23 protein-coding genes and 1 tRNA gene are annotated in these 19,492 nt (G+C 66.5%); 11 read left to right on the top strand and 13 right to left on the bottom strand.

Translation table 11 applies throughout. The features are described from left to right. The first annotated feature begins 115 nt into the window (after positions 1-115). The 4 genes from ABY42_RS06260 to ABY42_RS06245 are packed head-to-tail and all read left to right on the top strand — an operon-like array spanning position 116 to position 3,386. The gene (locus tag ABY42_RS06260; RefSeq protein ID WP_050458974.1) at positions 116-901 is read left to right on the top strand and encodes a GTP cyclohydrolase III; all 786 of its coding nucleotides are present in this window, start codon (positions 116-118) and stop codon (positions 899-901) included. 3 nt (positions 902-904) lie between these two features. Next, entirely contained in the window at positions 905-1,903 is a 999-nt protein-coding gene (locus ABY42_RS06255; RefSeq protein WP_004977268.1) for a zinc-binding dehydrogenase, read from the top strand. A 6-nt stretch (positions 1,904-1,909) separates the two neighbouring features. Further along, entirely contained in the window at positions 1,910-2,287 is a 378-nt protein-coding gene (locus ABY42_RS06250; protein WP_004977269.1) for a 6-pyruvoyl trahydropterin synthase family protein, read from the top strand. Position 2,288: 1 nt separating this feature from the next. Next, the gene (locus ABY42_RS06245) at positions 2,289-3,386 is read left to right on the top strand and encodes a glycosyltransferase family 4 protein (protein WP_050458973.1); all 1,098 of its coding nucleotides are present in this window, start codon (positions 2,289-2,291) and stop codon (positions 3,384-3,386) included. A gap of 55 nt (positions 3,387-3,441) precedes the next feature. Here ABY42_RS06245 and hdrA read toward each other — a convergent pair whose 3' ends face one another. Both hdrA and ABY42_RS06235 read right to left on the bottom strand, forming a co-directional pair. Continuing rightward, positions 3,442-3,927, bottom strand: a complete 486-nt coding sequence (gene hdrA / locus ABY42_RS06240) for a dihydrofolate reductase HdrA (protein ID WP_050458972.1) — start codon at positions 3,925-3,927, stop codon at positions 3,442-3,444. A 103-nt stretch (positions 3,928-4,030) separates the two neighbouring features. Next, the gene (locus ABY42_RS06235; RefSeq protein ID WP_004977272.1) at positions 4,031-4,411 is read right to left on the bottom strand and encodes a hypothetical protein; all 381 of its coding nucleotides are present in this window, start codon (positions 4,409-4,411) and stop codon (positions 4,031-4,033) included. 104 nt (positions 4,412-4,515) lie between these two features. On the opposite strand from ABY42_RS06235, the gene ABY42_RS06230 reads away from it, so the two are divergent. Next, positions 4,516-4,773 carry a hypothetical protein gene (locus tag ABY42_RS06230; RefSeq protein ID WP_050458971.1) on the top strand — a complete coding sequence of 86 codons (258 nt, stop codon included), beginning with the start codon at positions 4,516-4,518 and terminating at the stop codon, positions 4,771-4,773. Positions 4,774-4,968: 195 nt separating this feature from the next. Here ABY42_RS06230 and ABY42_RS19335 read toward each other — a convergent pair. The 5 genes from ABY42_RS19335 to ABY42_RS18955 form a co-directional block, all read right to left on the bottom strand. Further along, positions 4,969-5,145, bottom strand: a tRNA-Trp gene (locus ABY42_RS19335). A 56-nt stretch (positions 5,146-5,201) separates the two neighbouring features. Beyond that, on the bottom strand, positions 5,202-5,429 hold the full coding sequence (locus ABY42_RS06225; protein ID WP_013035372.1) for a DUF5795 family protein: 228 nt from the start codon (positions 5,427-5,429) through the stop codon (positions 5,202-5,204). Positions 5,430-5,522: 93 nt separating this feature from the next. Next, positions 5,523-5,909 (bottom strand): secondary thiamine-phosphate synthase enzyme YjbQ, encoded by a 387-nt coding sequence (locus ABY42_RS06220; protein ID WP_050458970.1) that lies wholly within the window; start codon positions 5,907-5,909, stop codon positions 5,523-5,525. Positions 5,910-5,951: 42 nt separating this feature from the next. After that, on the bottom strand, positions 5,952-6,848 hold the full coding sequence (locus tag ABY42_RS06215) for a DUF5794 domain-containing protein (RefSeq protein WP_050458969.1): 897 nt from the start codon (positions 6,846-6,848) through the stop codon (positions 5,952-5,954). Positions 6,849-6,932: 84 nt separating this feature from the next. Beyond that, on the bottom strand, positions 6,933-7,130 hold the full coding sequence (locus ABY42_RS18955) for a hypothetical protein (protein ID WP_081605248.1): 198 nt from the start codon (positions 7,128-7,130) through the stop codon (positions 6,933-6,935). A 396-nt stretch (positions 7,131-7,526) separates the two neighbouring features. Between ABY42_RS18955 and guaB the strand changes: the two genes are divergently transcribed. From guaB to ABY42_RS19760, 4 genes are all read left to right on the top strand, one after another. Beyond that, positions 7,527-9,023, top strand: coding sequence for an IMP dehydrogenase (gene guaB / locus ABY42_RS06210; protein WP_004977276.1), 1,497 nt, complete (start codon positions 7,527-7,529; stop codon positions 9,021-9,023). A 189-nt stretch (positions 9,024-9,212) separates the two neighbouring features. Beyond that, positions 9,213-10,301 (top strand): TrmB family transcriptional regulator, encoded by a 1,089-nt coding sequence (locus tag ABY42_RS06205; RefSeq protein WP_004977277.1) that lies wholly within the window; start codon positions 9,213-9,215, stop codon positions 10,299-10,301. Positions 10,302-10,454: 153 nt separating this feature from the next. After that, entirely contained in the window at positions 10,455-11,045 is a 591-nt protein-coding gene (locus ABY42_RS06200) for a HalX domain-containing protein (protein WP_004977278.1), read from the top strand. A gap of 180 nt (positions 11,046-11,225) precedes the next feature. Further along, on the top strand, positions 11,226-11,366 hold the full coding sequence (locus ABY42_RS19760; protein WP_004977279.1) for a DUF7503 family protein: 141 nt from the start codon (positions 11,226-11,228) through the stop codon (positions 11,364-11,366). Here ABY42_RS19760 and ABY42_RS06195 read toward each other — a convergent pair whose 3' ends face one another. From ABY42_RS06195 to ABY42_RS06175, 5 genes are all read right to left on the bottom strand, one after another. Continuing rightward, positions 11,367-13,385, bottom strand: coding sequence for a hypothetical protein (locus tag ABY42_RS06195; RefSeq protein ID WP_004977284.1), 2,019 nt, complete (start codon positions 13,383-13,385; stop codon positions 11,367-11,369). Between the two features lie 134 nt (positions 13,386-13,519). Further along, complete coding sequence (locus ABY42_RS06190; RefSeq protein WP_004977286.1) at positions 13,520-14,236, bottom strand: DUF7504 family protein; 717 nt, start codon at positions 14,234-14,236, stop codon at positions 13,520-13,522. A gap of 139 nt (positions 14,237-14,375) precedes the next feature. Continuing rightward, entirely contained in the window at positions 14,376-14,801 is a 426-nt protein-coding gene (locus ABY42_RS06185; RefSeq protein ID WP_050458968.1) for a universal stress protein, read from the bottom strand. Between the two features lie 137 nt (positions 14,802-14,938). Further along, the gene (locus tag ABY42_RS06180) at positions 14,939-16,090 is read right to left on the bottom strand and encodes a pyridoxal phosphate-dependent aminotransferase (RefSeq protein ID WP_050458967.1); all 1,152 of its coding nucleotides are present in this window, start codon (positions 16,088-16,090) and stop codon (positions 14,939-14,941) included. Continuing rightward, positions 16,087-16,572, bottom strand: a complete 486-nt coding sequence (locus ABY42_RS06175) for an Lrp/AsnC family transcriptional regulator (RefSeq protein WP_004977292.1) — start codon at positions 16,570-16,572, stop codon at positions 16,087-16,089. Before ABY42_RS06175 ends, ABY42_RS06180 begins: the two co-directional genes overlap by 4 nt. A 139-nt stretch (positions 16,573-16,711) precedes the next feature. Between ABY42_RS06175 and ABY42_RS06170 the strand changes: the two genes are divergently transcribed. Then, positions 16,712-17,341 carry a PH domain-containing protein gene (locus tag ABY42_RS06170; RefSeq protein WP_050459900.1) on the top strand — a complete coding sequence of 210 codons (630 nt, stop codon included), beginning with the start codon at positions 16,712-16,714 and terminating at the stop codon, positions 17,339-17,341. Further along, positions 17,338-17,913 (top strand): PH domain-containing protein, encoded by a 576-nt coding sequence (locus ABY42_RS06165; protein ID WP_050458966.1) that lies wholly within the window; start codon positions 17,338-17,340, stop codon positions 17,911-17,913. The genes ABY42_RS06170 and ABY42_RS06165 overlap by 4 nt, the downstream gene beginning before the upstream one ends. A gap of 47 nt (positions 17,914-17,960) precedes the next feature. On the opposite strand, the gene arcD is transcribed toward ABY42_RS06165, so the two are convergent. After that, a complete protein-coding gene (arcD, locus tag ABY42_RS06160; RefSeq protein WP_050458965.1) occupies positions 17,961-19,418 on the bottom strand; it encodes an arginine/ornithine antiporter ArcD in 1,458 nt (485 codons plus the stop codon). Positions 19,419-19,492 lie beyond the last annotated feature (74 nt).

Raw genomic sequence — 19,492 nt, 5'->3', positions numbered from 1 at the left:
ACGCGCTCGCGTCGGCGGTGAGCGCGCCGCGAGCGTCACGTGCGTCGGGTTCGACGTAGCGGCGGAACCGTCACAGAACCAAAGACCAATATGCGCGTCGCCCTACTCGTCTACCGTGACGAACACGCAGCTGACACTCGTCCAAATCGACAACTACGGGCCGTGGACGGTCACCCCGGACCCGCGGCGGGAGATGGACCTCCAGACGCTCCAGTCGCGGCTCTTCGCCGACTTGGCCCAGTTCGTCGGCTCTCGCGACGGGTACGCGTTTTTCACCCGGTTCGACAACATGGTCGCGGTCACGAACGGGCTCGACCACGACGACCACGAACTGCTGCAGGAATCTATCGGAAATCGCTATCCCGTAACGCTCAGTCTCGGTATCGGCGTCGACCGGTCGCCCGCGGTCGCGCTCGAACGCGCCACCGACCGCATCCAGCGCGCCGGAAGCGCACAGGACGGCGACCGCCGCGAGGTGCTCTCCGGGGAGACGCTCCCCGAGGCCGACCGCTCGGCGACCGACCTCCAAATCGCGCACTTCGACGTGAACGACGCGACCGGCAAGTACACCGACCGCCTCAACGAGTTCGACACGTTCATCCACATCGAACAGGGCTACGCGTCGCTCATGCGCTACCTGCGTGAGGAACACGGCGCGCTGTCGTTCTTCGTCGGCGGCGACAACATCATCTCGGTCACGCCCGACCTCACCGAAGACCAGTACCGCGACGCCATCGACCACGTCGAGGCCGAGGCGGACGTGGAACTCAAAGTCGGCGTCGGCACGGCGTCGAACGCCCACGAGGCCGGCTTCGCGGCGAAGCACGCGCTCGAAGACTGCCGCCACCGCGGCACGACCGTCGAGTTCGCCGACGCCGCGGTTGAGACCGCAGACGACTGAACGATGGAGGGTCGCGCGGTCTACTTCGTGGCCCCCGAACGCGTCGAGGTCCGCGACCGCGACGTTCCCGCCCCCGGACCGGAGGAGGTCCGCGTCCGCACCCTGACCTCCGCCGTGAGCTCCGGGACCGAGCGACTCGTCTACCGCGGCGAGGCCCCGACCGACCTCGCCGCCGACGAGTCCATCGCGGCACTCGACGGCGACCTCTCGTTTCCGCTCCGCTACGGCTACGCCGCCGTCGGCGAAATCGAGGCCGTCGGCGACGACGTGCCCGACTCGCGGCTCGGAAGCCGCGTCTTCGCGTTCAACCCCCACGAGAGCCGATTTCTGGCGTCCCCCTCGGAACTCATCTCCGTCCCCGACGACGTGACCGACGAACGCGCCGCGCTCCTGCCGACGATGGAGACCGCGCTCAACTTCGTGATGGACGGTCGACCGCTCATCGGCGAACACGTCGTCGTCTTCGGACAGGGCGTCGTCGGCCTCGTGACCACCGCACTCCTCGCGCAGTTCCCGCTCGGGAGCCTGACCGCGGTCGACTGCGTGGCCGAGCGCAGAGCAATCGCCGAGAGTCTGGGTGCCGACGAGGCGGTCCACCCCGAGTCGCTGGACGCCCCCGCCGACGGGGCCGACCTGACGCTCGAACTCTCGGGCGACCCCGACGCGCTCGACGACGCCCTGTCGGTGACGCGGTACGACGGCCGGGTCGTCGTCGGGTCGTGGTACGGGACCAAGCCCGCCACGCTCGACCTCGGCGGGCGGTTCCACCGCTCGCGCATCAGCGTCGAGAGCAGTCAGGTCAGCACCATCGACCCCGACCTCCGGGGGCGCTGGGACGCCGACCGCCGTTTTTCGCTGGCGTGGGACCACCTCGAAGACCTCCCCTTGGACCCGCTCGTGACCCACCGAATCGGCGTCGAGTCCGCCGAGCGCGCCTACCGACTCCTCGAAGACGCCCCCGACGAGGCCGTCCAAATCCTCTTTACCTACCGGGACGCTTGACAGTTCATGTACCGCGTCTCGGTTCGCAGGGACCTCATCGCCCAGCACTACCTGACGGTTCCGAACCCCGGGCCGGAGGGTGAGCTCCACTCCCACGCGTTCACCGTCGAGGTCGAACTCTCCGGGCCGGAACTCGACGAGTACGGCTATCTCGTCGACATCGACGACGTGAAGGCCGCGCTGGACGCGACGCTGTCTCGCTACCGCGACGAGACCATGAACGAACTCGTCGAGTTCGCCGGGCAGAACCCGAGCGTCGAGCGGTTCGCCCGCGAGGTGTGCGAACAGTTCGTCGAGGCGGCGTCGCTCGACGCGCCCCAACACGTCTCCGTTCGCATCTGGGAGGACGACACCGCGAGCGCGACCTACGAGACCCCGCTCTGACGTGCGGGTCGGAATCGTCGTCTACGGCCCGCTCGACGCCCGCTCGGGCGGTTATCGCTACGACTCAGAACTCGTCGATGGGCTCCGCGCCGCCGGCGACGACGTGACCGTCGTCTCGCTCCCCGAGCGGTCGTACCGAAAGCGACTCCGAGACAACGTCTCCGCCGCGCGTCGCCTCCGCGGCCTCGACGTGGACGTGCTCTTGCAAGACGAACTGTGCCACCCCTCGCTCGCCGGCGCGAACGCCGCGCTCGACGACGACGTCCCGGTCGTCTCGGTCGTCCACCACCTCAACTCGCTGGAGCGCTTCCGGGCGTGGCGACGACACGCCAGACGCGCCGTCGAGACCCGGTATCTCCGCTCCGCGGACGCGTTCGTGTTCAACAGCGAGACGACGAAGGAGACGGTCGCGGCCGTCACCGACCCCGAACCGAGCGTCGTGGCGCGCCCGGCCGGCGACCGCTTTTCGTCGTTCGGCGCGCCCCTCGGGGACGACGAGATACGGGCCCGCGCCGCCGACGGGCCGCTCCGGGTCGTCACGGTCTGTAACCTCGAACCCCGGAAGAACGTCGACGGCCTGCTCCGCGGGCTGGCCCGCGTCCGCGGCGACTGGGAGCTGACGGTCGTCGGCGCGGCGGTCGACGCCGACTACGCCGACTCGCTTTCGGACCTCGCCGCCGACAGCGGCATCGACGACCGCGTGACCTTCGCGGGCCGGCTGTCGGACGCCGACCTCGCCGCGACGCTCCGGGAGTCCCACCTGTTCGCGCTCCCCTCCCACTACGAGGGGTTCGGCATCGCCGCGGTCGAGGCGATGGGGTTCGGCCTGCCGGCGCTCGTCTCCTCGGCCGGCGGCGCGAGCGAACTCGTCACCCACCGACAGGACGGCTTCGTCGTGGACCCGACCGATTCGGCCGAACTCACCGACGCCGTGGCTCCGCTGTGTCGGAACCGTCGGCGACTGCTGTCGCTCTCGCTTTCGGCCCGCGACCGCTTTCTCGCGCACCCGACGTGGGACGAGACGGCCGCGGAGATTCGCTCGTTTTTGTTAGACCTCGTCGACGCCGACGACGCGGGGTCGCACGGGGCCCACGAGTAGCCGCCGCGGGCGCAGAAACGCACAGGGGGCGCACTCGGAGGCGACCGGTACGGTCTCAGTCGAGGTCGACGCGGACCCACTCTTGGAGCGTGAAGCCCTCGTAGTCGGTTTCGTCGTCGAGCTCCCACTCGTCGTCGTCCCACTCGGGGTAGAACGTGTCACCCTCGTACTCGCCGGGGACGCGGCTCAGCACCATCCGGTCGAGGTGCGGTTGGAACAGCGTGTAGATGGCGGCCCCGCCGATGACGTAGGCCGTCTCCGCGCCCAGCGACTCCGCGATATCGACCGCGTCCTCGACGCTCGCCGCGCGGTGAGCGGTGTCGACCGGAAACGACCGCTCGCTTCGGCTCATGACGATTTGGGCGCTCCCCGGCAGGTCGTCGAGCATCGACTCGAACGTCGTCCGACCGAGCACCACCGGGTCGTCGGCGATGCGGGCGCGGTACTGCTCCTTGTCGGCGGGGATGCTCGGCCACGGAAGTTCGCCGTCGCGGCCGATGACGCGGTTCTCGGCGAGCGCGGCGACAGAGACGAGTTCCATCACTCTCACGTCGGGCGCGTGAGAGAAAATCGTTGTGCAGCGCCGGCGTCGCCCGGGGACCGTCCCGGCGTCGTCGGACCTTCGACAACCAGCGGACCGAGGCTCAGCCGCCCCGGTCGACGATTCGCCGGCAGTCCTCGATGAACTGGAGGAGGTCCGTCCCGGCGTCGGTCCCGATGCTGATGATGATTCGCTCCGCCTCGGAGAAGGGAAACTGCAGGACGAACGCGTTCTCGTAGTAGTGGACCACGGCGCGGCGCTCGCCGATGGGATGGGTGTCGATGCCGGGCGTCGCAAACGGCGTCTCGACGCGGAGGTCGGAGACGACTTCGGTCAACGTCTCTTTGGTGTATCGCTCCGAGAGGTCGTCGCGGAGATACTCCAGTTCGTACCCGTCGTCGTCGGCGATGACAACCGTCCGGAGTCCGTCGCCGATTCGCCTGCTCAGATACGCCGCGAGTCGGCGCGCTGTGTCCCGTACCATACCGCGCCGTCGCTCCAAGCGCCTATAGTTTATTGGTATCTTTGTGGTATCGGCACCGAACCGAACGCCAATAGTTTTCAAACGAGCGACAACAACTGCGGGGTATGGAGAAGCAACCGCGGGACGTCCGGCGCGACGGCGCGTTAGTCCTCCTCGGGCTCGCGGGGTTGGTCGCGCTTCAGGTGTTGGTCCCCAGGGACTCGGTCACGGGGGTTGCCGAGATGTTTCGGGGCGGCCTCTTCGGCGGGTCCGTCTCGGTGATGGCGGCGGGCGTCTTCCGCGTGCCCGACGAGCAGGCGTTTCGGTTGACGGCCGCGGTGGCCGTGGGGTTCGCGCTGGGTTCCCTCGTGTTTCTACTGTGAGGGTCGCTTCGTGGCTCTCGGGGATAACCTGTGCTGGCTGGCCTACCGAGCTGTTAATCCGTCCTCCTCAACGGCGCTGCCGCTCTTCTCTGGTGGAGAATCGCTCACAGAGAACGCACCTCCCGGTTTCCGCTAAACCGGCGGTACAGCGCCGCTGCTCCTTGTTAAAACCCTGCGTTAGAATTAAGGTTAGAGTGGGGCCGGAGGGATTTGAACCCCCGATCGACTGATATCTCCGGTGGGCACCTCGGAACTCCAGAGGGTCGTCAACACGACCGATGATCAGTCGGCCGCTCAGTATATCAGCTGGAGTGTCGTCCCGGGCGCCAAGCCTCTGGAGTCAGTCGCCATGCCGGGCTTGGCCACAGCCCCGATTCGTGCTGTCTGCACTCTCTCGTATGGCGATTTTTCTTAAAGGGGTTTCGATTCTACTCGTCGCGGTCGTCGTCGGCCCAGTCGCACTCCTGGCACTTGTAGGCCGTCACGAACTCCGTCACGCTCGGCATGTAGCCCACCTGGATGACGTTCTCGCCGCACTCCGGGCAGTCGAAGTCGGCGTCCTGAATCGGCTCGGCGTCCATCGGGCGTTCGCCCTCGACGAGTTCGGCGAGCGTCTCGGGCGTGACCATCCGTCCTTGTACGACGCGGTTGCTCATACCCGTGCAACCGTCCCGAAGTAAGTAAGCCCTCCGCCAGCGGTTGGAGTCCACGTCGCCGCGGGCGTCCGCGCGGCCGCATCCCGGTCCGGTTCAGGGCGTCGCAACCGTCACGGTCCGGGTGCGCGGACCGTCGCACTCCACGAGGAGGACGGACTGCCACCGACCGAGGTCGAGGCCGCCGTCCGCGACCGGTATCGAGACGCCGTTGCCGACGAGGAGCGCCCGGAGGTGCGAGTCGGCGTTGCCGTCGAGTTCGTCGTGGTCCCAGCCGTCGTCGGGGACCGCCTCGGCGAGCATCGACTCGATGTCGCCGAGCAGCCGCGATTCGGCCTCGTTGACGCAGACGCCCGCGGTGGTGTGTTTCGAGAAAACCGTACAGACGCCGTCGTAGCTCGCGGACACCGCGTCGGCGACTTCGTCCGTCACGTCGATGACCTGAAGCCGGCGCTCGGTTCGAACGTCGAAGGTCCGTCGCATGCGACGGGGTTCGTCGGCCGGGAGAAAAAGTCGACCGGCGGATTACAGCCAGGGCGCGCGGGACTCCTCTTCGCCGGGGTAGCCGTACCCCGGCTCCGAGTCGTCGTCGGTCTCGTCCGCGTTGTCGACCAACGCCTCGTAGTCCTCGGACGACTCGACGTCGTCGCCGCCGTCTGCGACCGGGCCGGCCGCGGCCGCGCCGTTCGCGTTCGGCGTGGCCGATTCGGAGTCGGACGCGTCGTCGACGAACTCGTCGAGGTCCGCACCGTCGGAGCCGGGGTCGAACGCGAACAGCGCGGTGACGCCGAGGACGCCGAGAGCGACGGGGGCCTGCGTCGGCATCAGGCCGAGCACGTCGAGCGCCAGCATGCCGAGGGCGACCGAGCTACCGAAGCGGAACAGGTCGATGTCGACGTTGCCGCGGAGCCGCGGGGCGAACAGCGCGATGGCACCGGCGAAGCCGACGCCCGTGCCGGCCGCCGCGCCGGCGCTGAGCAGGCGCATCGGGTCGGGGTTGACGATGAGCTCGAACCCGGCGGGATTGAAGCTCGCGACGAGGCCGAGACCGATGATGATGCTCGGCGACGGCAGGTACTCGCCGACCTTCGAGGAGGCCGTCTTCGCCGCCACGGCCAGGATGACGAGGCCGGCGAAGCGGTGGAACACCTCGAAGTTCAGGAGCGTCTCGATGGTCTCCGCGACGGCGGCCTCGGCGACCGCGACCGGGATGAGCAACGCGCCGAGCAGGAGGATGGACGTGAGCTGTTCGCGGCGCGTGCCGTCCATCTCGGCGAGGATGACCGCGACCGTCGCGGACCCACCGAAGATGAGCAGGCCGGTCTGGAGGATGCCCGCGACCGAGGGGTCGCCCGCTGAGGTCGTCAGCGCCCCCGCGATGATGAGCGCGGGGAAGATGCCGTCGATGAGGGGAAGCCCCATGACGGTTGCGAGCAGACGGGTGGCACCCCCTACCTGTTGCTCGAGGCGAAGGGCGACCGGGTGGCGTGAGACACTCATTCGATGTTACTGGCCTTCACCATGGCCCAAGCGGCGATACGAACGCAATTCGGACAGGGGCGTGCTGGCGCTCTGCACGCGAAGCCCATTTCGTCCGAAATTGAACTCCCGTTTAAATGTCTGCCACATCGCTGTAAAGAGAATGCCGGAGTCGGAGGTCGTTTGACCGGCAATGCGCGATGCGGCGGGACGCGTGGAGTCCATACAAGATTACATTAGGACAGGAGTATTAAACGTTGTGTGGGATACGACCGCATGGACCATAGGTATCTCTGTCTACCTTATAAAAAGAGCTGAAGATTCGTCGGATATAGATTGAAATCTCGAAGATACCGTGGTACAAGTTCGTGAATATGGTGATTATTCACGATGGTCTTGTGATTCGGTACACCGTGACGAGGGGACGAACACCCCCGAGCGGTCGCGGCCGACGGCGTCCGTCGCTCGCGGGTGTCGTCACGTGTTCTGGCGGTCGTCTCGGTCCGCCGGCGATGCGAAGAATAATCACGAACATGCATATATCACCGAACTGGTTTGCGATACATCGACACGCCCGTGCTATCTCGCAACCCTTTTGTCGTCGCCGCAACCACGCTTGATATGGCGAACGACGTTCCTGACCGAGAACCCTTCACCGAGAAGCTACGGGTACCCGAATCCCTCACATTCGACGACGTGCTGCTCCGCCCGATGGAGAGCCGCGTCGAACCCGACGACGCCGACGTGTCGACGCGCGTCTCGAAGAACGTCGAACTCAACATTCCCATCCTTTCGGCGGCGATGGACACCGTCACCGAGAGCGGGATGGCCATCGGGATGGCTCGTGAGGGCGGCATCGGCGTGCTCCACCGCAACATGAACGCCGAGCAGATGGTCCACGAAATCGAGCGCGTCAAGCGCGCCGACGAACTCGTCATCCGCCGCGAAGACGTGGTCACGGCCAACCCCGGCCAGACCATCAGCGAGGTCGACGAGATGATGGAGCGCGCCGGCGTCTCCGGCGCGCCCGTCGTCGACGACGACGACGTGGTCCTCGGCATCATCTCCGGCACCGACATCCGCCCGTACCTCGAGGTCGGCGAGTCCGACGAGGTCAGCGAGGCCATGACGGACGAGGTCATCACGGCCGAGCGCGAGGTCACCGCCCGCGACGCGCTCGAACTCATGTACGACCACAAGATTGAGCGCGTCCCCATCGTCGACGACGACAGCCGCCTCGTCGGCCTCGTCACGATGCAGGGCATCCTCCAGCGCCGCGAACACGAGAACGCCGCCCGCGACGACGACGGTCGCCTCGTCTGCGGCGTCGCCGTCGGTCCGTTCGACGGTGAGCGCGCGCAGATGGCCGACGACGCCGGCGTCGACGTCATCTTCATCGACTGCGCCCACGCGCACAACCTCAACGTCATCGACACCGCCCGCGAAATCAAGGAGTCCGTCGAGGCGGACGTCGTCGTCGGGAACGTCGGCACGCGCGAGGCCGCGGCCGAACTCGTCGACTTCGCGGACGGCATCAAGGTCGGCATCGGCCCCGGCTCCATCTGTACGACCCGCGTCGTCTCCGGCTCCGGTATGCCCCAGATTTCGGCCGTCGCGGAGGTCGCCGACGTCGCCGCCGAGTACGATATCCCGGTCATCGCCGACGGCGGCATCCGCTACTCCGGCGACGCCATCAAGGCGGTCGCCGCCGGAGCCGACGCCGTCATGCTCGGTTCCTACTTCGCCGGCACCGACGAGGCCCCCGGCCGCGTCATCACGATGAACGGCAAGAAGTACAAGCAGTACCGCGGCATGGGCTCCGTCGGCGCGATGCAGTCCGGCGGTGCCGACCGCTACCTCAAGGAGGACAACGAGGACGAGGAGTACGTCCCCGAGGGCGTCGAGGCCGCGACGCCGTACAAGGGCTCGCTCGCGTCCGAGCTCCACCAGCTCGTCGGCGGCATGCAGTCCGGCATGGGCTACGTCGGGGCCGAGACCATCCCCGAGGTCAAAGAGCGCGCCCGCTTCGTCCGCGTCTCCGCCGCCGGCCAGACCGAAGGCCACCCCCACGACGTGATGATTACCGACGAAGCGCCGAACTACAGCCCGAGCGAGTAACGCGCTCTCCCGCACCCCGGCTTCGTCGCCCCCGAACCGTTCCCCGACGTACCTCGTTTTGCCGGTCGCCGCTCCGCTGTTCTTTCTCTCGCCGCACGCTCCGCCCCCGTCTGCGGCCACTTCCTGTCACGCGAGCGGGACGAGGACATGGGATAATTAATACGGATGTATGTCGTGCATCTACAAGCGATGGATACCGCGGAGCTACGGACCGCACTTCGGAACGCCGGGTTGTCACAGTATCAGGCGGAGGCTTACGTCGCGCTTCTGCAGCTCGGCGCGGCGAGTGCGACCGAACTCGCCGACGCCTGCGCCGTACCGACTGCCCGTATCTACGATGTTCTCCGCGACCTCGAGGCCAAAGGCTACATCGAGACCTACGAACAGGACAGTTTGCACGCGCGGGCGTGCGACCCGAAGTCGGTGATGGAGGACCTCAAGAGCCGCGCCGTCCAGCTCGACGAGGCCGCCTCCGAGATAGAGACGCGCTGGCAGCAGCCCGCGGTCGACCGACACATGCTGAGCATCGTCAAGCGCTTCGAGACGGTGTTCAACCGAGCCGAGGAGATGATTCGGGAGGCAGACGGCGAGGTGCAACTGTCCGTCACCCCCGAGCAGTTCGACGAACTCAAGCCGGCGCTCTCGGAGGCGTACGAGAACGGCGCGCTGGTGAAGGTCGTGTTGCATCCCGAGCGGACCGACGAACTCGAACCGCTCGCAGAACAGGAGTACGAGGGAGTCGCCACGGAGGTCAGACACCGAACCCTCCCGACGCCGTTCGTCGCTATCGTCGACCGGACGGGCGCGTGTTTCGCGCCGCACGACAGCTCGATGAACCAGTACGGCGTCCTCGTCGACGACTACACGCTGGCGTACGTCTTCCACTGGTACTTCCAGACGGCGCTGTGGGAGGTCTGGGAAGTCGTCTACGACGCACAGACGGACGAACCCCCGTTCGTGTACTCAGACATCAGACACTTCGTGCAGGACACGGAGCCGCTCATCCGCGACGGGAAGCGTATCATCACCCACATCAAAGGCTACGAGACCGACGAGCGCGACCCGATAGAGTTCACCGGCGAAGTGACCGACGTGTACTACACGGCGGTCTCCGCGCCGACGGACACGCTGTCGTTTTCCGAACTCGCGGGACAGGTCTGTCTGACCGTCGAGACCGACGAGGGGACCTACACCGTCGGCGGGTGGGGCGCGGTCTTGGAGGACGTCGAGGCGAACCGAATCACCGTCGAAGAGATATCAGAGACATCTGACAGGTGAAATCTGTTCGATTCGCCGGAATGTATAACAACTCCGGGGGGCAATTAGTGCGCACAAGCGCAGTTTCGGACGGCGTTAGACAAGAGGTATTTTGATATACCACTGCACGACATTGAGTTTCGTGAGCGTCCCCGGAACACCCCTACACTACCAATGAGCGCAGAACAGCCACTGGTGCTCATCGTTGAAGATGAGCCTGACCTCGCCGATCTGTACGCAACCTGGCTTAGGAACGACTACAGCGTTCGTGTCGCCTACGGCGGCCGCGAGGCGCTCGATAAGCTCGACGACGAGGTTGACGTTGTTCTCCTCGACCGTCGAATGCCCGACCTCTCGGGCGACGAAGCGCTCTCGGAGATTCGGGACCGTGGCTTCGAGTGCCGCGTCGCGATGGTGACCGCGGTCGAGCCCGACTTCGATATCATCGCCATGGGCTTCGACGACTACCTCGTCAAGCCCGTCTCGCGCGAAGCGCTGACTGACACCGTCTCTAACCTCATCCTGCGAAACGCTTACGACGTAGGGATTCAGGACCTGTTTTCCCTCGCGTCGAAGAAGGCGCTCTTAGAGTCCGAAAAGGACGAAGCGGCGCTCGAAGAAAACGAGGAGTATCAACAGCTCACCGCCCGGTTGACCGAACTCCGGCGCGAGCTCGACGAGACGCTCGGCCAACTCGACGAGACCGAGGGAATCTCCGCAGTCTACCGAGACATCGGCGGCGAAGTCGACATCGACAGCTCCTAATCGGGTGCGGGCGTTCCGGTCGCCGACCCCTTTCACCTCTCTTTCCCGCTTTCGCGCGCCTACAGCGCCGTTTGCGACCTCGACGATTACTTGCGACACGTGTTCACTTAATTAAGTTATTTTCATATCAGATATACACGAAAAATTATATTTCGCGCTCGCTCCTTGGGGTAAGTGCACATGTCCGACGACAGCAACCAGATGGTCGCGTACCTCCGTCAGAACCCCCGCATGATGGGCGTCCTGTTCACGCTCACGCTCCTGCTCTCACAGGCGGGAAGCGTGGCAGCCGGCAACACCGGAATCATCTACGGTCCGTAATCACGGAAGGAATTCGCAATCCCAGTAGACGGTATCGTCGTAGACGACCGGAATCTGTTCTAACGCGAGGAAGTCTCGAAGTTCTTGGGTCGATAGCCTGATGTCCGAGAGAGACTGTGATGAGAGGAAATACTCGGAGTTGTTCGGTAATGCAGGTATGATTAGCGAACCGAGCCCACTCCGAGATGTGGGGTACGCGTTGTACGACAGTTCGTACGTGTCCGAGTCAATGTGCTCGACCTCACAGAGTATCGCGACTCCGCTTTCGGCTTGGACTACAGAGAGGCTCCCGTCCCCGACCACGCCGTACTGGTGGGCGATGTCGCTGTCGGTTCGGACCACGTCGAGGGACGCCTGCAGCGGGAATCCCCCGTTAAGCAGTCGGGCCAGCGTGCGCCCTACGCCGACCGCCTGACTGTTGATGACCTCGCTGAACGTGACGATACCGCCGATAGCGCCGGCCTCGACGAGCGCGAGTCCCTGGTCGTACGACTGGCAGGCGTTGAGGAAGAACGCACCCGTCCCGACGTGGTCGAGCGTCTCGGCGTCGACCCTGCCGTCGCGACACTGGAAGCCGTCGTCGTCGATGTGGCCGATGTAGTGGAGGAAGTCCGTCGGCTCGGCGAGTATCTCCCGAAGCTCCGCCCGGCTGAGGTCGTAGTGGGCGTCGACGTCAAACGACAGCCCGTCGCGCGAGCCGTAGACGTCGTCGACGATGTCCGTCTCGGCGAGCATCTCCGGGTCGTTGCAGACGACCGTGATACCGATGTCTCCCTGCGTCGGCTTGCGCTGAAGCCGGTTCCGGTAGGCGGCGGGAGTGGTCTTGCTCGCGCCGACCGGCGTTCCGTCGCTTATCCACGCCTGCTCGACCGAGTCGGTCGAACTGGGCTTGACGTACGTCTCGTTCGGGGTCGTCGCGCCCGCGCTCCTGACGATGTCGTCGCGGAGGAAATCGTCGACGACGGCGGCTTGCACCTCCGAGTGGGGGACTTCGGTCCCCGTGGGCGTCCTGACGACCGCGAGGTCGTTCGTGATGAACGGCAGGAGCTCGATGTTGTCGGTCTGCGGCGCGACGTGCGTCGTCAGCTTCCACTCCGGGACGAGGTCGGCGATGTGCTCGTAGGGTATCTCGAAGTACGCCGAGAGCTGTTCGCCGAGCGACGCGTCGTACAGCCGCTCGACGTCGATGTCCGTCCGCGACTCGACCGTCTGGCGCTCGTGGAGCGGCACGTCGTAGATGCCCTCCGTCCGAACGACGCAGTCGAGGAAGAACGTCCGTTTGAGCGCGCGCGCGACCGACTCCTCGAAGCCGTGGGGGCCGTCGAAGTCGTGGACGAACCCGTCTTCGGCGACGAGTCGGGGGGCGTCACCGGGGACGAGTCTCGCGCCGAGATAGTACGCCAGCGGCGTCGCCACGAAGATGTGACTCAGCGTCGGCGGGAGTTCGATTCGGACGCCGGTCTCGGGAACGTGAAGCCCCTCCGGGATGTCGAGTTCGTCGCCCAACTCGAGAAGCGGCGGGTGACCTCGGAGCGTGGGGTACGACCGCTCGACGCTCGTGGTCTTGAGCGCGGAGCTGAACGCCGAGACGGCCTCCATCACGTCCAGCGGGTCGTCGGTCGTCGTGACCGTCGTCGCGGGGCTCTCGTGCGACGACCGCGCGCCGACGTACACCGTCTGCGGCTCCTCGAACGAGAGGACGGTTTCGAGCGGCTTCGCGTCGACGGTCAGCGGTCCCTCGACTCTGAGGTACGTCTTGACCGCACCGAAGAGCTCGATGCTGTAGGTTGCCGCGTCGAGTTCCTCGTGTCCCTGCTGGTCGACCTGCGCGAGCATCGACCCCGCCTCGTCGCGGACGCAGACGACCGTGTTCGCCGCCAACCCGATACGGTCGGTCTCGATGCGGACCGCCGCGTCCGTCGGGAGCGAGAACCGACGCCGGTCGGCCGGCTCGGGCGCGACAGGCGACGGCGTGCGAAGCATGAACTGGTGGCGTTCGACGTTATCCCGAACGACCAACCCCGCGCCTTCCGAAGGGAGCGAAAAGCCGACTTCCAGCGTGGAAGACGCGTCAGCTCGCTTGCCCTGCCCGGACGATTCCATTGAGTCTATGTGACACGATTAGGGTAAAAAACGTATTGGTCGCGAGAACGTCACGGCTCCAACGGAAACCAGCCGGACGAGACCTCCTTCCGCCGGAGGTGCCAGCGTTGGCGGACTTCCGCGCCCTCGACGTCGAGTTCGACGACGGCGTCGAACAGCGGTTCGAGCATCCGATTAATCTCGTCCTCGCGGCCGCCGGGGGACCAGACGTGGACCATCCCGTTTCGCGCGCGGACGTGAGACGTCATGACGTGGAGGAATCGAAACACGTGGTCCCGCTCGTACCGCGAGAGGAGCGACGGCAGACAGTCGAACGCGACGCGGAGTTCGGCCGGAGAGAGCCCCCCGGCGAGGCTGTCGAACTCGGTCACGTCGGTCGCGAGTTCCGCGCCGAGTTGGCCGAGGCCTCCGCTCACCCGGCGTTCGCAGGTCTCGACCGCAGTCGGTACGGCGGCCGACGGTGACGGCGACGCCGCTGCGCTCCGTTCGAGCGTCGAGTACCGCACCACGCGGGTCCACTCCTTCGAGCGTTGGATGTCCGTGTCGAGGCGGGTGTCGAGCGGCGTCGAGTCGTTGAGAACTAACAGGCGGCGTCGAGGCTCGTCGGGAGCGCCGAGCATCTGCTTGGACGCGCGCGAGTAGAGTTCAGTCGGAACCGACCCGACGACGAGGAGCGCGCTCCCTCGTCGCTTGAGGTCGTCCAGCCCGAGTTGGAACGTGGACGTGTCCTCCGTCACGGCGATGTCCGTGTCACCTCCCGAAACCATTCGTGTTGCACGACGAAACCATATTTAATAATACTTTGCGTGTTGGTCTCTCGAAATGTGCCACCAAGTGTCATTATCGATGGTGCACTCTGATTGGGGCGTGTTCGGCCGCTTCGACCGCCCGAGACGGCGGGTCAGACTACCCCGTCGCCCGGACGGTCAGCACGGGAACCGGCGCGGTCCGGACGACGCGCTCGGTGACGCTCCCGAGGAGCACGCGTTCGACGCCCGTCCGGCCGTGCGTCGCCATCGCGATGACCTCCGCGCCGTGTTCCGTCGCGTAGTCGAGGATGGTCTCGTGGGGCGCGCCCCGCCGCACGGCCCCGACCGTCTCGATGCCGCGGCTCTCGCCGCGTTCGACGACCTCGTCGACGACGCGTTGGCCCTCCTGCTCCAGGGTTTCGAGGACCGTCCCGCCGATGATACCCGCGTTGTCCCGCGCCGTGTTCACGACGAACAACACGTGTACCGTCGCGTCGTACCGCTCCGCGAGGTCGAACACGTGCGGTATCGCCTGTTCGGCCGCCGGACTCCCGTCGACGGGGAGCAGGATTTCGTCGTACATCGCTGGATGTACGCGCCCCAAATGTGTGAATCCTTCGCACACCACGGTGCGCCGCTCGGTCGGTCAAAAAACGGAGTTGCCGGCAGGTCGGGGCGGACGGGTGGGGCCGACGGGCGGGGTGGACGGATGGGGTCCGCTCAGTCGCTGACGTACGCCTCGATACGGTCCATCGCCTCGCGGAGTTCGCGCATCCCCGTCGCATAAGAGACTCGGAGGTGGCCCTCGCCGCCCTCGCCGAAGACGCTCCCCGGGACGAGCGCGACGTTCTGCTCTTCGAGGAGGCCCTCGGCGAACGCCTCGTCGTCGCCGTCGGGGGCCTCGGGGAAGACGTAGAACGCGCCTTTCGCCTCGAAGCAGTCGAGTCCCATCTCCTCGAAGCGGGCGAGGACGAACCGACGGCGGCGGTCGTACTCGCGGCGCATCTCGTCGACGGAGTCGTCGCACGACCGCAGCGCTTCGAGCGCCGCGTACTGCGCCGTCGTGGGCGCCGAAAGCATCGCGTACTGGTGGACCTTGTTCATCGCGTCGATGGCTCCGGCAGGCCCCATGGCGTAGCCGAGTCGCAGCCCCGTCATCGCGTAGGCCTTCGAGAAGCCGTTGAACACGATGGTCCGCTCGCGCATGCCGGGGTGGGTGGCGATGGAGGCGTGGTCGTCCTCGTACCGGAGGTCCGAGTAGATTTCGTCGGAGAGCACGACGAGGTCGTGGTCCCTGACGAACGAGGCCACGTCGGCGAGTTCGTCGTCGGTCATCACCGCGCCGGTCGGGTTGTTCGGGTAGCAGAGCACCAGCACGTCGGCCTCGTCGGCCCCGGCGGCTTCCAGCGCCTCGGGGGTGAGCGTGAACTCGTCTTCGGCGCGGGTCGGCACCGGCAGCGGTTCGCCGCCGGCGAAGATGGCTCCCGGCGTGTACGAGATGTACGACGGCTGGGGAATCGCCACCACGTCGCCGGGGTCGACGAACGCCCGGAACGCGAGGTCGACCGCCTCGCTCGCGCCCGTCGTGACGATAATCTCGTCTTCGGGGTCGTACTCCTGTCCGTAGCGGGTGACGCGCTCCGAGATGGCCTCGCGGAGTTCGCGCATCCCGCGGTTCGACGTGTAGGAGGTCTTGCCGCGTTCGAGCGAGTCGATGGCGGCGGTCCGGGCGGCCCACGGCGCGGAGAAGTCGGGTTCGCCGACGCCGAGGGAGATGACGTCGTCGACCTCCTCGGCGAGTTCGAAGAACTTCCGAATCCCCGACGGCGGCACCTGTTTGACGCGGTCCGAAAGCTGGTCGCCGAGCGTCATGGCGACACTGAGAGCCGGTCGTCGTCGTCGCCGTCGCCGAGTTCGATGCCCTCCTCCTTGTAGGAGTCCATCACGAAGTGCGTGACCGTCTTCGTGACCTCGGGGATGGGGGCGATGCGCTCGGAGACGAAGTTCGAGACGGCGTGCATCGACGCGCCCTCGACCTCGATGAAGAAGTCGTAGTCGCCGGAGACGAGTCGCAGCGTGGCGACTTCGGGGAACCGCGCGATGCGGCGGGCGATCTCCTCGTAGCCCGTCTCGCGGTCGAGTTCGACGTCGACTTCGACCTGCGCCCGGACGTGTTCCTCGTCGACGTTGTTCCAGTCGACGACCGCCTGGTAGCCGCGGATGACCCCGTCTTCTTCGAGTTCCTCGAGCGCTGCTGCCACTGCTTCGGCGTCTGCGCCCAGCTGGCGGGCGATGTCATCTACGCTCTCGCGAGCGTCGTGACGCAGCAAGTCGAGCAGTGACTGCTTGTCCATGGACAGTCCGTTGCAGGCATCCGTAAAATGGTTTGCCCAACCGGGCGGAATTGTCGTGTCACTCAGTGTCATGCGACGGGCGTCGTCGCCGACCTGTCCGGCGGAACACTATTCCGCCGCCGGCGGAAACGTGTCCGCCATGAACGCCGAGTTCGATTGGCTCACCCTCGACGACGACGAAGAGGTACTCTGGGCCGACACCCCGCATCCCTACAGCCTCGTGCCCTCCTTCATCGTCGGCGTCCCGCTCTCGCTCGTCCTCGTGGGCATCCCGCTTCTCGTCGGGTCGTACCTCTCGCACAAGAACACGAACTACGTCGTCACGTCCGACGCGCTCTACCGGAAGTCGGGCGTCCTCTCTCGGAGCGTCCAGCGCATCGAGTTCGACAAGGTCCAAGACACCTCCTACAGCCAGACGTTCCTCGGCGCGCAGTTCGGCTACGGCTCCGTCAACATCAGCACCGCCGGTGGGAGCGGCATCGAGATGAGCTTCCAGAACGTCGCCGAACCGCAGTCGCTCCAGTCGCTCATCAACGAGCGAATCAAGCGCCGCGCGGGGCCGGAGACCGACGCCGAGGGGAAGGCCGCCGTCCTCGACGACATCCTGACCGAACTCCGCGCGATTCGGCGGGCCGTCGAAGGCGATGAGGGCGCCGCCGCGGGCGACGACGGTCCCGACGAGGGCGGAACCGACTCCGACGCCGACGCGTCGGCCGACGCGCTCGAACCGAGCGACTTCGAGTTCGACGCGACGACCGACGAGCGATGACGACCGACTCAGCGACCGACTCGGAGACAGTCGCGGCCATCGACGACTGGCTGGCCCGCGGCGACGACGAGACCGTCCGCTGGGCGGGTCGCCCGCGGATACAGACCGTCATCCCCGCCGCGGTCGTCGGGGGCGCAATCGCCGTTGTGGCCGTCGCCGTGGCCGTCGTGAACGACGCGCCGGCGCTCGCGCTCGCGGCCCTCGTCGGACTCCTCCTGCCGGCGTGGTCATACCTCCGCGTCACCAACACGCGCTTCGTCGTCACCGACAGGGCGCTCTACCGGAAGTCGGGCGTCCTGTCTCGGACCGTCCAGCGCGTCTCCCTCGACCGCGTCCAGAACAGCGCGCTCTCGCAGGGCGTCGCGGGGTCGCTGTTCGGCTACGGGACCGTCTCGGTCGAGGCCGCGGGCGGCGGCGCAATCCGCTTCGAGGACGTTGACGACCCCGGTGCCGTCCGCGACCGAATCGAGGGACGCGACGACCGCGATGGCGACGAACTCCCCGGTACGGTCGAACAGTGGGTCGCCGTCCGCGACGAGGTGCGGGCGCTCAGGGCGGCCTTAGAGCGGTAGAAAAACGGGAGTTTTCGGTTCGGTTCGCGGCGCGGGTTCGCGTCGCGTCAGTCGTCGTCCGCCGCCGGAGCGGCGGGACCGGGCTGCGCCGTGCCGTTGCCCGAGAAGCCGACGCCCGCGAGGACGAAGGCGAACAGCACGAGCGGCGAGAGGTAGCCGAAGAAGTAGTACCACATGTAGTCGAACGTCGCCACACCCAAGACACCGGCCATGTACGCGCCGCCGGCGTGCCACGGGAGGAGCGCGCCGGTCGGCGTCCCGGCGGACTCGATGGCCTGCGAGAGGTCCGAACTGTCGAGGCCGAACTCGTCGTAGGTGTCGCGGAGCGTCATGCCGGGGACGACGATGCTCATGTACTGCTGAGCGGTGAGCGCGTTGGTCAGTATCGCCGAGAGGCCGGTGGAGGCAACGAGCAGGCGCGGGCTCCGAATACCGCGCTGGAGGCGGTGGGCGAGGACGGCGAGCACGCCGGTCTGTTCGAGCAGGCCGCCGAGCGTCAGCGCCGCGACGACGACGGCGATAGTCCACGCGGAGCCGGAGACGCCGCCGGAGGCGAGCAGGCTGTTGACGAGTTCGGAGCCGGTTTCGGGGCCGGTGCCGCTCATGAACGTCTGCCACGCCGTGACGAACGACGCGCCCTGCACGAGGATGCTCGTGAACGCGCCGGCGAACGCGCCCGCCAGGAGGACCGTCAGCGCGGGGTAGCCCGCCGCGGCGAGGCCGAACGTGACCGCGAGCGGCAGGAACGCGAGGAGCGTGATGTCGTACGAGGAGGCGAGGGCGGTCTGAATCTCGGCGATTTGGCCGGCCGGAATCGCGCCGGTGATGCCGAGGCTGAGGAGGACGAAGCCGACGAGCGAGAGGCCGAACGCGACGGCCGTCCCGCTTCGCATCGCGCGGATGTGGTCGTAGAGGTCGGTGTTCGTGACGGCGGCTGCGAGGTTCGTCGTGTCCGAAAGCGGCGACTGCTTGTCGCCCGCGTACGCACCGGAGAGAATCGCGCCGGCCGTCATGGGCTCGGGGACGCCGAGGCCGGAGCCGATGCCGATGAAGGCGACGCCGAGCGTGCCGACCGCGGTCCACGACGAGCCGATGGCGAAGGTGGCGATGCCGACGAGGAGCGCCGTCGCGGGCAGGAACACCTGCGGCGACAGCAGGTCGAGACCGTAGTACATCAGCGCCGGAATCGTCCCCGCGGCGACCCACGTCGAGACGACGCCGTAGATGACAAACAGGATGAGAATCGCCTGTAGCCCCATCGCCAGGCTGCGTTCGATGCCCTCGTAGAGGTCCTCCCAGGTGTAGCCCCAGACGAAACGACCGAGGAGGCCGACCAGCGCGATACTCCAGATGAGCGGGATGTGCGGGTCGAGTCCCAGCCACGCCGACCCGAGACCGAGGAAGGCGACGAGTCCGAGCACCGGAACGAGCGCCTGTTTGAGCGTCGGGCGCTGCTCCGGGGCGATGTCGTCGTACGACCGCGGTGTGTACCTATCAGTTCCCATCGTAGCTCGACAAATAACTTTAGAGCATAAAATTGTGTCGTGTTATGCTTTGAGTGCATTGTTATGCAATGACG

Source organism: Haloferax gibbonsii (genome assembly GCF_001190965.1).
Taxonomy (GTDB): domain Archaea; phylum Halobacteriota; class Halobacteria; order Halobacteriales; family Haloferacaceae; genus Haloferax; species Haloferax gibbonsii.
Note: the sequence above shows the minus strand (reverse complement) of the source record. Positions and strands in the feature narration are given on the sequence as shown.